This window comes from Actinocrinis sp. (assembly GCF_035653575.1).
GTDB lineage: Bacteria > Actinomycetota > Actinomycetes > Streptomycetales > Catenulisporaceae > Actinocrinis.
Map to the genome: position 1 here is coordinate 1 of NZ_DASRBQ010000092.1, position 11,812 is coordinate 11,812.

Annotated in this window: 12 protein-coding genes and 1 pseudogene; 2 read left to right on the plus strand and 11 right to left on the minus strand. The window is 68.2% G+C overall.

The features are described from left to right. Together VFA06_RS26205 and VFA06_RS13110 are read left to right on the plus strand one after the other, a co-directional pair. Positions 1-103: pseudogene (locus VFA06_RS26205) on the plus strand (transposase); the annotation flags it as partial. Between the two features lie 241 nt (positions 104-344). Next, a complete protein-coding gene (locus VFA06_RS13110; RefSeq protein ID WP_324840801.1) occupies positions 345-926 on the plus strand; it encodes a hypothetical protein in 582 nt (193 codons plus the stop codon). Between the two features lie 218 nt (positions 927-1,144). On the opposite strand, the gene VFA06_RS13115 is transcribed toward VFA06_RS13110, so the two are convergent. From VFA06_RS13115 to VFA06_RS13165, 11 genes are all read right to left on the minus strand, one after another. Then, a complete protein-coding gene (locus tag VFA06_RS13115; RefSeq protein WP_324840802.1) occupies positions 1,145-1,612 on the minus strand; it encodes a nuclear transport factor 2 family protein in 468 nt (155 codons plus the stop codon). A gap of 149 nt (positions 1,613-1,761) precedes the next feature. Then, entirely contained in the window at positions 1,762-4,152 is a 2,391-nt protein-coding gene (locus VFA06_RS13120) for an excinuclease ABC subunit UvrA (RefSeq protein WP_324840803.1), read from the minus strand. 114 nt (positions 4,153-4,266) lie between these two features. Further along, the gene (locus VFA06_RS13125; RefSeq protein ID WP_324840804.1) at positions 4,267-4,557 is read right to left on the minus strand and encodes a DUF1905 domain-containing protein; all 291 of its coding nucleotides are present in this window, start codon (positions 4,555-4,557) and stop codon (positions 4,267-4,269) included. 62 nt (positions 4,558-4,619) lie between these two features. Further along, positions 4,620-5,507: a carbohydrate ABC transporter permease gene (locus VFA06_RS13130; protein ID WP_324840805.1), complete on the minus strand. Its 888-nt coding sequence runs from the start codon at positions 5,505-5,507 to the stop codon at positions 4,620-4,622. Positions 5,508-5,509: 2 nt separating this feature from the next. Next, positions 5,510-6,421 carry a sugar ABC transporter permease gene (locus VFA06_RS13135; protein ID WP_324840806.1) on the minus strand — a complete coding sequence of 304 codons (912 nt, stop codon included), beginning with the start codon at positions 6,419-6,421 and terminating at the stop codon, positions 5,510-5,512. Between the two features lie 269 nt (positions 6,422-6,690). After that, a complete protein-coding gene (locus tag VFA06_RS13140) occupies positions 6,691-7,959 on the minus strand; it encodes an extracellular solute-binding protein (RefSeq protein ID WP_324840807.1) in 1,269 nt (422 codons plus the stop codon). Positions 7,960-8,222: 263 nt separating this feature from the next. Continuing rightward, entirely contained in the window at positions 8,223-8,861 is a 639-nt protein-coding gene (locus tag VFA06_RS13145; RefSeq protein ID WP_324840808.1) for an XTP/dITP diphosphatase, read from the minus strand. Positions 8,862-8,875: 14 nt separating this feature from the next. After that, complete coding sequence (rph, locus tag VFA06_RS13150) at positions 8,876-9,688, minus strand: ribonuclease PH (RefSeq protein ID WP_324840809.1); 813 nt, start codon at positions 9,686-9,688, stop codon at positions 8,876-8,878. After that, positions 9,685-10,491, minus strand: a complete 807-nt coding sequence (gene murI / locus VFA06_RS13155; protein WP_324840810.1) for a glutamate racemase — start codon at positions 10,489-10,491, stop codon at positions 9,685-9,687. Before murI ends, rph begins: the two co-directional genes overlap by 4 nt. A gap of 72 nt (positions 10,492-10,563) precedes the next feature. Next, positions 10,564-11,511, minus strand: coding sequence for a cysteine synthase (locus tag VFA06_RS13160; protein ID WP_324840811.1), 948 nt, complete (start codon positions 11,509-11,511; stop codon positions 10,564-10,566). 8 nt (positions 11,512-11,519) lie between these two features. Further along, the gene (locus VFA06_RS13165; RefSeq protein ID WP_324840812.1) at positions 11,520-11,798 is read right to left on the minus strand and encodes a MoaD family protein; all 279 of its coding nucleotides are present in this window, start codon (positions 11,796-11,798) and stop codon (positions 11,520-11,522) included. Positions 11,799-11,812 lie beyond the last annotated feature (14 nt).

The window sequence follows — 11,812 nt, forward strand, 5'->3', positions numbered from 1 at the left end:
GCTCGAGACCCTCGTACGCAACCGCCTCAAGAGCCTGCAATACCGGCCACGCATCCTGGACGGCTTCATCGCCGGAACCGGACTCGCCCTCCAGCCCCCGTAACCCCAACCTTTCGAGATCAGTAGCTGACCTTTCGGGAATTGGTACGTGCGCCCGAGGGTGAAGAGCTGGTCGATGTCGGTTGGAGCGGCAAAGGCCATGGCAGGCCCTTCTCATTGTGAGCGGTGATATGCGAGCTCACGGTAGTGCGCCGTTCTGACGTCAGCGCCTACAAGCTGCGAAGCCAGGAAGGTGAGCTCATCATGACCGGCTATGTCGGGGTTGCTGCGTACGCTGCATGCCTATGGGCGTATATCTCGTGAGCGCGAGCACGTGGTACTTCGACGAGGAGTCGTGCTGGCCGAAGGTGTTCGAAGCGCTGGTCACGGAGCTTGAGAAGCGAGGCGTCCGCACTCCGCTGCACATCCCTGAGCCGCAGCAGCTTCCGCGCGGTTCAGGCAATGAATTCGAAGAGAAGCTCATACCGTCCATGGACGGCTTCTCGGCTCTCTGCGCGGACGAGTTGGAGGCTGGGGAGTCCGAAGTCTTCGAGTGGGACCTTCTGATACCAATCGACTTTGAAGGAGCGATCGACCTTCCGCTTCCGTCGAGCTACAGCAGCACGACCACCGTAAGGAGCGCACAGCCCATGTTGCCCGTCGCCAGGCGCCTTGCGGCGGTCATCGATCTGCCCGACGACGTTCCGGCGTATTGCGACAATCTTCAGTTGACGACGTACTTCATGGACCGTGAAGAGCCTGAGCCTGGTAATTTGAACCGCGCGGCGCGCTGGCGAGACGACCTCGGTACAGCCTTCTATGTGGCGATGTACCTCCGAGCCGCTGAGAACTCGATGAGGCTTGACTGTCCGATGTTCTACACCTAGCAGTGGAAGGTGAGGTCGGCCGTCAACGTCAGACGCGGTTTGAGTAGGCGAGCGCCATCTCCACAGCACAACCCCGGTCGGAATCGGCCGGGGTTGTTTTGCATCCAAAGCCGCGTCGGCAGCGGCACTAGGTGCACGGCTCTGGTGCCGGACGCGTGGTCGGACAACGCCTTGGCCGACCTGCTAGCACGATGCGCTCGCTGGATCGGCCGTCCGCTTCAGTCGAAGGGCCGGTCGCGGTACGAAGTTACCGTGCCATGCAGCAGCTCGTCTGGCCGAGTCGGGGTTACCGCGCCTAGTAGCGCGAGCATGGCCAGGTCGTCGCGGATCGCCCACCGATCGGTGATGAGGCCGTTTCGCACGCGGAACAGGAACGCACAGTCCCGGCGTGCACTGCCGGCGGGAACGTCAAAGCCTCTGAACTTTCCGCCGGGCCAGTCGTAGGTGCGGGTGCCGAACTGCACGACGTACTCGCCTCTCGCGACCACGACCACCTGTTCCCACTCGCCGACCCCGCCGGTCGCCTTGCGCGCGCTGACGAACTTGCGCATCCCTTCGATGCCTTGTGGCATGGAGGGGCCGAAAGAGTGAGTGATCATATCGGGGTCGCATACGGCGTCGAGCGCATCTACATCCCCGGCATCGACAGCGCGGTCGAATTCGGCCACGACCTGCTCAGGGTCCATCGATCGCATCCTCCGCTCCACGTCGGACGCCGAGCCGTTCTTCGAGCGGCGCTGCCGGTGACGCTATGACAGCACTACCGGCTCGAGCGCACAACGACGACGCGCCCGAACCGGAGTTTTCGGCGGATCGCGGCGGTGGTGGGTGGCCGTCAGGCCCCGACGTAGGCCGCCAGGTGCTCGCCGGTGAGCGTCGAGCGCTTGGCGACGAGGTCGGCGGGCGTGCCCTCGAAGACGATCCGGCCGCCGTCGTGGCCGGCGCCGGGGCCGAGGTCGATGATCCAGTCGGCGTGCGCCATGACCGCCTGGTGGTGCTCGATGACGATGACCGACTTTCCGGAGTCGACCAGGCGGTCGAGCAGGCCGAGCAGCTGCTGCACGTCGGCCAGGTGCAGGCCGGTGGTCGGCTCGTCGAGGACGTAGACGCCGCCCTTCTCGGCCATGCGGGAGGCCAGCTTCAGCCGTTGCCGCTCGCCGCCGGACAGCGTCGTGAGCGGCTGGCCGAGGCTGAGGTATCCGAGCCCGACGTCGGTGAGCCGGTCGAGGATCGCGTGCGCGGCCGGGGTGCGGGCCTCGCCGCGGCCGAAGAACTCGCCGGCCTGCACCACGGACATCTCCAGCACCTCGGCGATGTTGCGGCCGCCGAGCGTGTACTCGAGGACCGACGCCTGGAATCGCTTGCCCTCGCAGTCTTCACACGTCGTCGCGACCCCGGCCATCATCGCCAGGTCGGTGTAGACGACCCCGGCGCCGTTGCAGTTGGGGCACGCGCCCTCGGAGTTCGCGCTGAACAGCGCCGGCTTCACGCCGTTGGCCTTCGCGAAGGCGGTGCGAATCGGGTCGAGCAGGCCCGTGTACGTCGCCGGGTTGCTCCGGCGCGACCCCTTGATCGGAGCCTGATCCACCGACACAACCCCGTCCCGGCGGGATACCGAGCCGTCGATCAGCGAGCTCTTTCCCGAGCCGGCGACGCCGGTGACGACGACTAGTACGCCGAGCGGGATGTCGACGTCGATGTTCTGCAGGTTGTGCGCGTTGGCGCCGCGGACCTCCAGCGCTCCGGTCGCCTTGCGCACCGAGGGCTTCAGGCGCGCGCGGTCGTCGAGGTGCCGGCCGGTGAGCGTGCCGCTGGCGCGCAGCCCAGCCACGGTGCCCTCGAAGCAGACCGTGCCGCCCGCCGCGCCGGCCCCGGGACCCAGGTCGACGACATGGTCGGCGATCGCGATCGCCTCTGGCTTGTGCTCCACGACCAGCACCGTGTTGCCCTTGTCGCGCAGCCGCAGCAGCAGCTCGTTCATCCGCTGGATGTCATGCGGATGCAGCCCGACGGTCGGCTCGTCGAAGACGTACGTGATTTCGGTCAGCGCCGAGCCGAGGTGGCGGATCATCTTGACGCGCTGGGCCTCGCCGCCGGACAGCGTGCCCGAGGACCGATCGAGCGAGAGGTAGCCGAGCCCGATCTCCACGAACGAGTCCAGCGTCTGGCCAAGCGAGGTGAGCAGCGGCGCGACCGACGGCTCGGCAAGCCCGCGCACCCACTCGGCCAGGTCGCTGATCTGCATCGCGCAGGCATCGGCGATGCTGACCCCGTTGATCTTCGAGGAGCGGGCCGCCTCGCTCAGCCGGGTGCCGCCGCAGTCGGGGCACGAGGTGAAGGTGACCGCGCGCTCCACGAAGGCGCGGATGTGCGGCTGCATCGACTCCTTGTCCTTGGAGAGCATCGACTTCTGGATCCGCGGCACCAGACCCTCGTAGGTCATGTTGATGCCGGCGATCTTCATCCGGGTCGGCTCGCGATACAGGAAGTCGTCCAGTTCCTTCTTGGTGAACTTGCGGATCGGCTTGTCCGGGTCGAAGAAGCCGGACTCCGCGTACAGCCGGGTGTTCCAGCCGCCGCCGGTGTAGCCCGGGGCGGTGATCGCACCCTCGTGCAGCGACTTGCTCTCGTCGTAGAGCTGGGTGAGATCGATGTCGGTGACCGTTCCGCGACCCTCGCAGCGCGGGCACATGCCGCCGGTGATGCTGAAGGAGCGGCGTTCTTTGACGGTCTTTCCGGCGCGCTCAACGGTGACCGCGCCCGCGCCGCTGATCGACGCGACGTTGAAGGAGTACGCCTTGGGCGAGCCGATGTGCGGCTTGCCGAGCCGGCTGAACAGGATCCGCAGCATCGCGTTCGCATCGGTGGCGGTCCCGACCGTCGAGCGTACGTCCCCACCCATGCGCTGCTGGTCGACGATGATCGCCGTGGTGAGACCTTCGAGCACGTCGACTTCCGGCCGCGACAGCGTCGGCATGAAGCCCTGGATGAACGCGCTGTAGGTCTCATTGATCAGCCGCTGCGACTCGGCGGCGATCGTGTCGAAGACCAGGGAGCTCTTGCCCGAGCCGGAGACTCCGGTGAACACGGTCAGGCGGCGCTTGGGGATCTCGACGCTGACGTCCTTGAGGTTGTTCTCGCGTGCGCCGTGCACGCGGATCACCTCGTGACTGTCCGCCCCGGCCGACGCGGGAGAGTCCGTGTCCGTCCTCGTGGCCTTGCTCATCGTGTCTCCGTCTCTCACGCGGGGGCGCTTCCTCGATGCTATGAGGGACTGGAGTGGCTTCGCTTCTCGATTCCTGACCGGGCCAGTCGCCGCCGGACGGCAGGTGTCGAAGCGTCAGCCGCCGAGGACGGTCAGTTCCACCTCGACCATGTCACCGAGTTCGACCGACTCGGCGCGGCGTACCGAGTCCTTGAGCGGCAGCACGTAGCCGCCGTCCTTGGGGAAGAGCGAGGTCTTCCAAGCGGTGCCGCCGAGCCGCACTCGCACCGGGATCATGCCCCAGCCGTACGTGACGTCTGCCGCCAGCGCCTGGATGTCTGCCGCCTGCTCCTCCGGAACGGTGACGAAGTGAAACGGCGACGGACCGCGCCAGTGCCAGATCTCGCCGGTGAACGCGAACTCCACTGGACCTCCCCTCGACTGCCTCCATGCTTCCATCGGCCGGTGACACGTGCGCGCCGTTGGAGCTACTTCACCGAGCCGGCGGTCAGGCCGGAGACGACCTTGCGCTCGATGAGGGCGAACAGGATGATCACCGGGATGGTGGCGATGACCGAGCCGGCGAACAGGTGCTGCCAGTCCACCGAGTAAGCGCCGATGAAGTTGTTCAGGCCGACGGTCAGCGGCTCGTTGCTCGGCGTCGAGGTCAGCGTGAGCGCGACGATGAACTCGTTCCACGCGGCGATGAAGGTGAAGATCAGGGCCGTGACGATGCCGGGCAGCGCCAGCGGGATGATCACCTTGAACATCGCGCCGAGCCGGGTGCAGCCGTCGACCAGCGCCGCCTCCTCGAGCTCCTTGGGGATCGCGCCGAAGTAGGCGTTGAGGATCCAGATCGCGAAGGCCATGTTGAAGCCCGCGTTCACCAGGATCAGCGCGGTCGGGTCGTCGATCATGCCGAGCTGGTTGAACTGCCCGAAGATGCCCACGACCAGGGCGGTCGGCTGGAACATCTGGGTCACCAGCACCAGCAGCAGGAACACCGACCTGCCGCGGAACCTGCGGCGCGCCGTGTAATACGCCGCCGGGATCGCCACCAGCAGCACCAGCGCGGTCGCACCGCCGGCCACCATCAGCGAGACCCGCAGGTTCGAGCCGAGGCCGGTGGACCACAGCGAGGTGAAGTTCGACCAGGCGAAGTGGTGCGGGACGTAGTCCGCGTCCAGCAGTTCCTTCGGCGGGCGCAGCGCGGTCAGCGCCATCTCGATGTAAGGCAGGATGAAGATCAGGGCCACGACATACGCCGCGGCGGCCACGATCACGGTGCGCAGCCTCGGCGGGTTGCGGCGGGCCTGCGGGGTGCCGGTGCGGTCGGCGGCGGCCCGCGTGGCGGCGGGTGCGGTGGTCGCGGCCATGCTCAGGCCACCTCCTTCTTCCAGTTGCTGACCCGCAGGAACACCAGCACCATCACGATGATCACGGCGAAGTTCACCACCGACATCGAGGCGGACTCGCCGATGAAGTTCTGCTTGAGGTTGAACATGTAGACCGTCGAGGTGTTCGTCTCGTAGCCGGGTCCGCCGCGGGTCATCTCCCAGATGATCGGGAACGAGTTGAACACGTTCATCACGTTGATCAGGGTGGCGACCAGGATCGCCGGGCGCAGCAGCGGCAGGGTGATCGCGAAGTAGGTGCGCAGATGCGAGGCGCCGTCGATCTTCGCCGCCTCGTAGACCTCGCCGGGGATGGTCTGCAGGCCGGCCAGGATCGTGTAGGTGGCGAACGGGACCGAGACGAACACGGCCACAGCGATCATCCAGACGAACGCGGCGTCGGGGCGGCCGAGCCAGTCGGCCTGGCTGGTGCCCAGCCTTGAGATTAGGCCGAGATTGCGCAGCAGCAGGTTGATCGCGCCGGTGTTCGGGTCGAGCATCCAGCGGAAGATGATCGCGGTCATCATCACGGACGCGGCCCACGGCGCGATCAGCGCCCAGCGCGCGATCCGCCGCCCCGGGAAGCGCTGGTTGAACAGCTGCGCCACGCCGAGCGAGATCGTCATGGTCAGGCCGACCACCGCGACCACCCAGATCAGGCTGCGCATCATGATCGGGCCGAAGTTCGGGTCCTGGAACAGCTTGGTGTAGTTCTTGAAGCCGGCCGAGCCGAGCAGGAAGCCGTCCGGGCTGTAGTGCTGGAACGAGATCCGGAACATCTCGTAGACCGGCCAGATCACCGCGAAGCCGATCAGGGCGACGGCGGGGCCTACCCAGCCGAGGGGAGCGGCCGCCCGGCCGAGCCGCCGCAGCGGGGGGTTGGGGGGTAGTGACATGGTCTCTCCGCCGAGTTCGGGAAGGGCCGGGGCGGCCAGGCGGCCGGCGGGTGCATGCGCCGGACGGTTTAGTGGGCCGGACGGTTTGCTGGGCCGGACGGGTTCACCGCGCCGGACGCACATGCGGGTACGTCCGGCGCGGCGCCAGTGAGCCGTGCAGCGGGCTGGTTGGCGAGGTGTCAGGGGCCTTCGGGTCCCGGCCGATCAGGACCGCCCGCGCCGAGGAGGGGGACGGCCGGGACCCGAAGCTTTGGCGGGCGTGGCCCGGATTACTGACCGGAGGTCGCGGTCTGCTGGATCTGGTCGAGCACCGACTTGGGGTCGCCGGTGATCGCGGTGCCGATCTGCTTCTGGATCGCGGTCAGCACGGTGCTCCAGTTGGCCTGCGAGCTCGGGTACAGCGTCGCGGTGCCCAGGTTCTTCACGAAGCCGGCGAACTGCGGGTTGCTCGACATGCTGTTGGTCGCCGAGGTGGTGGCCGGCAGCAGGTCGTACTCGTTGTCGAAGGCCAGCTGGTTCTGGTCGTTGTAGGCGAAGTCCAGGAAGGACTTGATCGCCGCCTGGTGGTTGTTGTTGTTCAGCGCGACGACGTAGTCCGCGACGCCGACGGTAGAGGTGAGCGGGGCGGTCTTGCCGGGCACCGCGACCACGCCGTAGTCGGCGGGCTGCAGCACGCCGGCCTTCTGGATGATCGGGATCAGCGCCGGGGAGCCGTTGATCATGCCGATGTTGCCCTGCGCGAACTGCTGCCACAGGTCGGTGCGGTTCTTGGTGGCCGGGTCCGGCTCGGTCGCGCCGGACTTGGCCAGGCCCTGCAGGTACTGGTAGGTGGCGATGTTCTGCGCCGAGTTGATCGCGTACTTGCCGGAGGCGTCGGTCAGGCCGCCGCCGTTGCCGAGGAACCACAGCAGCGACTCGGCCTGCGCCTCCTCGGAGCCGAGCGGCAGGCCGAAGCCGGTCTTGCCGGTCTTCTGGGCGATCGTCAGCGCGTCGGCCTTCAGCTGGTCCCAGGTGGTCGGCGGGGTGCTGATGCCGGCCTGGGTGAACAGCTTCTTGTTGTAGAACATGGCCCGCGAGGAGGTGGTCCACGGGATGCCGTACTCGGTCCCGCTCACCTCGCCGGCCTTGGCGAAGATCGGGTTGATGTTCGAAAGCGTCGCGGCGTCGAGCACGTCAGAAGCCTTGTACGCGATGCCGTCCTGGACGTACTGCGCGTAGGTCAGGCCCTCGAGGACGTCCGGGTACTGCTTGTTCTGGATCATCGTCTGGACCTTGGAGCTCAGGTCGTTCCAGTCGATGGTCTGCACCTGGACGGTGATGTTCGGGTTCGCCTTGTGGAAGGCGTCCGCGACACCCTGCCAGTAGGTCTGCGAGGTGTTCGACGCGCCGGTGCCGTAGTCGGCCGCGACCAGCTTGATGGTGACCGCGCCGGAGGCCGAGCCACCCGAGGAGGAGGAGTTCGACGAGCTGCTGCAGGCGGCGAGCGCCAGCGTGGCGCTGAGCCCGAGGACGGCGGCGGCCGCGAGGCGTTGCTTCATGGGGGTTGCCTTTCACCGAAGGTGGCGTCAGTCCGGACCGGGAGGGAGTGGAGCGCCGAATTTTCCGGAGTGCGGTCACCGTAGGCCCGCCGGTTCGGTCTGGTCTAGACCAGAAGGCGGACCGGTCTATACCAGTTATGAAAATGTTACCTTCGGGGGAACGTAGGCGATCTTTCGGTGGAACGGGTAGGGAAGATCGACACCGCGGAAACGCCGCGGCGCCCGGCCTTCAGGCCGGGCGCCGCGTGAGGACTCTGCCCGGGTCAGAGCAGGTTCGCCAGGTCTTTCGCAAGGGCCTGGAAAGCGCGGGTGCGGTGCGAGATCGCGTTCTTCTCCTCGGCCGGCATCTCGGCGGTGGTCCGGTCGTAGCCGTCCGGGAGGAAGATCGGGTCGTAGCCGAAGCCGTTCGTGCCGCGCGGAGCGTGCAGCAGCGTGCCGTCGATGCGGCCCTCGCGCACTACCTGGCCGCCGCCGGGGAGGGCCAGCGCGGCGGCGCAGGCGAAGTGAGCCTGCCGGTGCGTGTCCGCGACGTCGGCGAGCTGCGCGAGGAGCAGGTCCAGGTTCGCCTTGTCGTCGCCGTGCCTGCCGGCCCAGCGCGCGGAGAAGATGCCGGGAGCTCCGCCGAGCACGTCGACGCAGAGCCCTGAGTCGTCGGCGATGGCGGGAAGACCCGTGCGGCCCGCCACGTCGACGGCCTTCAGCAACGCGTTCTCGGCGAAGGTGACCCCGGTTTCGCGCACGTCCGGCAGGTCCGGGAAGTCGGCGACGCCGAGCAGCTCTACCTCGATGCCGGTGGCCGCGAGGATCGCGTGCAGCTCGTCGATCTTGTGCCGGTTGCGCGTGGCGAGCACCACGCGCGGCCTCGCGGCGGCGGCCGGGGAGACAGGGCTCGAATCGGCCACCGGATCCGCTCCGCTCACTGTCCGAGCGCCTTGTGCTGAATCGCCGTCAGGTCGGCGCAGCCGGCCGTGGCCAGGTCCAGCAGCGCGGCCAGCTCCGCGCGGTCGAACGGCGCGCCCTCGGCCGTGCCCTGGACCTCGACGAAGCGGCCGTCGCCGGTGCACACCACGTTCATGTCCGTCTCCGCGCGCACGTCCTCTTCGTAGCAGAGGTCGAGCATCGGCACGCCGTCGATGATGCCCACCGACACCGCCGCGACTGAGCCGGTCAGCGGTTCCTTGCCGCCGCGCAGCGAGCCGTTCTTCCGCAGCCAGGCGATCGCGTCCGCCAGCGCGACATACGCGCCGGTGATGGCCGCCGTGCGGGTGCCGCCGTCCGCCTGGAGCACGTCGCAGTCCAGCACGATGGTGTTCTCGCCGAGCGCCTTGTAGTCCACCACGGCCCGGATCGCCCGGCCGACCAGCCGGGAGATCTCGTGCGTGCGCCCGCCGATGCGGCCCTTCACCGACTCCCGGTCGGAGCGGTCGTGCGTCGCACGCGGCAGCATCGCGTACTCGGCGGTGACCCAGCCGAGCCCGGACCCCTTGCGCCAGCGCGGTACGCCCTCGGTCACCGACGCGGCGCACAGCACCCGCGTGCGGCCGAACTCGACGAGCACCGAGCCCTCGGCGTGGTCGAGCCAGTCGCGGGTGATGGTCACCGGGCGCAACTGGTCGGGGGAGCGGCCGTCGATGCGGCCGCCGGAGCCGGAGGCGTCGGAACTGGGGTTCGACGAAGCAGTGTTCGAAGGCGGCTGCGACCCGGCCGCCGGGGAAGATCCCTGGGTCATGACTCGAGCGTAGTCGCCGCGGAGACGCGGCTCAGTTCTGGGCCGAGGAAGCGGCGGCCGATCTCCTTGAACCGCTCCGGATCGCCGGTGGTGTGGAACTCGTGCACCGGCGCCGGCAGCGACTCGTCGCGCATCAGGCCGAGCTTGGCCAGCCGCCGGTAGACGTCCTTGGCGGTCTCCTCGGCGCTGGAGATCAACGTGACCCCTTCGCCCATCACATAAGAGATCACGCCGGTCAGCAGCGGATAGTGGGTGCAGCCGAGGATGAGCGTGTCGACTCCGGCGGCGGCGACCGGGTCGAGGTACTCGGTCGCGACCTTGATCAGTTCCTCGCCGCCGGTGACCCCGTCCTCGACGAACTCGACGAAACGCGGGCAGGCCTGCGTGATGAGCCGGATGTGCGGGGCGGCGGCGAAGGCGTCCTCGTACGACTCAGAGGTCTTGGTCGCCTGCGTGCAGATCACGCCGACCTGGCCGTTGCGGGTGGCGGCCACGGCGCGGCGGGCGGCCGGGTGGATCACCTCGATCACCGGGACCGAGTACCGCTCGCGGGCGTCGCGCAGCACTGCGGAGCTGGCCGAGTTGCACGCGATGACCAGCATCTTCACGCCCTGGTCCACCAGCGTGTCCAGGCATTCGAGCGAGTACTTGCGCACGTCCGCGATCGACTTGGTGCCGTACGGCTGCCGTGCGGTATCGCCGAAGTACAGGATCGGCTCGTGCGGCAACTGGTCCAGAACGGCGCGTGCGACGGTCAATCCGCCGTAGCCGCTGTCGAAGATTCCGATCGGTGCGTCAGCCACCGGGCAACCATAACCGCAGAAGGGCCGCCTTGAACGTGCCGGTGTGTAAAGCCCGGGAAGGACCAGGCGTGCTTAAGCCCACAGCTGCCCTTCGAGCCGGTCGCCGGCCTCGTCGAGGGTGCCCTCGTACGCGCCGGTGGACAGGTACTTCCAGCCGCCGTCCGCGACGATGAACGCGATGTCGGCCCGCTCGCCTGCCTGCGCGGCCTTGCGGGCGATGCCGAGCGCGGCGTGCAGCGCGCAGCCGGTGGAGATCCCCGCGAAGATGCCCTCGACCTCCAGCAGCTGCCGAGTGCGGCGCAGCGCGTCCGTCGAGCCGACCGAGTAACGGGTCGTCAGGACCGATTCGTCGTAAAGCTCGGGGACGAAGCCCTCGTCCAGGTTGCGCAGTCCGTAGATCAGATCGTCATAGCGAGGCTCGGCGGCCACGATCTGAATGCCCGGCACCTTCTCGCGCAGATACCGGCCCACGCCCATCAGCGTGCCGGTCGTGCCCAGTCCCGCCACGAAGTGCGTGATCGTGGGCAGGTCCTCCAGCAGCTCGGGACCGGTGCCCGCGTAGTGCGCGCCGGAGTTGGCCTGATTGCCGTACTGATACAGCATCACCCAGTCCGGATGCTCGGCCGCCAGGCCCTTGGCGACGCGGACCGCCTCGTTTGAGCCGCCGGCCGCCGGGGAGGGGATGATCTCGGCCCCCCACATGCGCAGCAGCTGGCGGCGCTCCTCGCTGGTGTTCTCCGGCATCACGCAGATCAGCCGGTAACCCTTGAGCTTGGCCGCCATCGCCAGCGCGATCCCGGTGTTGCCGCTGGTGGGCTCGAGGATGGTGGCTCCGGGCGCGAGCCTGCCCTCCGCCTCCGCGGCCTCGATCATCGCCAGCGCGGGCCGGTCCTTCACCGAGCCGGTGGGGTTGCGGTCCTCCAGCTTCGCCCAGATCCGCACCTCGTGGTTCGGCGAGAGGTTGGGCAGGCCGACCAGGGGCGTGTGCCCGAGCGAGTCGAGCAGCGAGTCGTAGCGCATCGTCGCGATTAGCGGGCGCCGCCGGCGACCGCGGGCAGGACGGTGACCGCGTCGCCGTCGGCCAGCGGCGTGGTCAGTCCGCCGGTGAAGCGGACGTCCTCGTCGTTCAGGTACACGTTCACGAAGCGGCGCAGCTCGCCATTCTCGATCAGCCGCTCGCCGATGCCGGGGTGCCGCTGGTCGAGGTCGGTGATCAGCTCGCGCAGCGTGCCACCCTCGGCCTCGACGCGCTTGGCGCCGTCGGTGTAGCTGCGCAGGATGGTCGGGATGGAGACCTGGACGGCCATGAATTCAGCTCCTG

What these genes read in the sequence shown, in the direction of transcription:
- VFA06_RS13110 (WP_324840801.1), top strand. Translation starts at nt 345, where the DNA reads ATGGGCGTATATCTCGTGAGCGCGAGCACGTGGTACTTCGACGAGGAG.
- VFA06_RS13115 (WP_324840802.1), bottom strand. Translation starts at nt 1,612, where the DNA reads ATGGACCCTGAGCAGGTCGTGGCCGAATTCGACCGCGCTGTCGATGCC.
- VFA06_RS13120 (WP_324840803.1), bottom strand. Translation starts at nt 4,152, where the DNA reads ATGAGCAAGGCCACGAGGACGGACACGGACTCTCCCGCGTCGGCCGGG.
- VFA06_RS13130 (WP_324840805.1), bottom strand. Translation starts at nt 5,507, where the DNA reads ATGGCCGCGACCACCGCACCCGCCGCCACGCGGGCCGCCGCCGACCGC.
- VFA06_RS13135 (WP_324840806.1), bottom strand. Translation starts at nt 6,421, where the DNA reads ATGTCACTACCCCCCAACCCCCCGCTGCGGCGGCTCGGCCGGGCGGCC.
- VFA06_RS13140 (WP_324840807.1), bottom strand. Translation starts at nt 7,959, where the DNA reads ATGAAGCAACGCCTCGCGGCCGCCGCCGTCCTCGGGCTCAGCGCCACG.
- rph (WP_324840809.1), bottom strand. Translation starts at nt 9,688, where the DNA reads ATGACCCAGGGATCTTCCCCGGCGGCCGGGTCGCAGCCGCCTTCGAAC.
- VFA06_RS13160 (WP_324840811.1), bottom strand. Translation starts at nt 11,511, where the DNA reads ATGCGCTACGACTCGCTGCTCGACTCGCTCGGGCACACGCCCCTGGTC.
- VFA06_RS13165 (WP_324840812.1), bottom strand. Translation starts at nt 11,798, where the DNA reads ATGGCCGTCCAGGTCTCCATCCCGACCATCCTGCGCAGCTACACCGAC.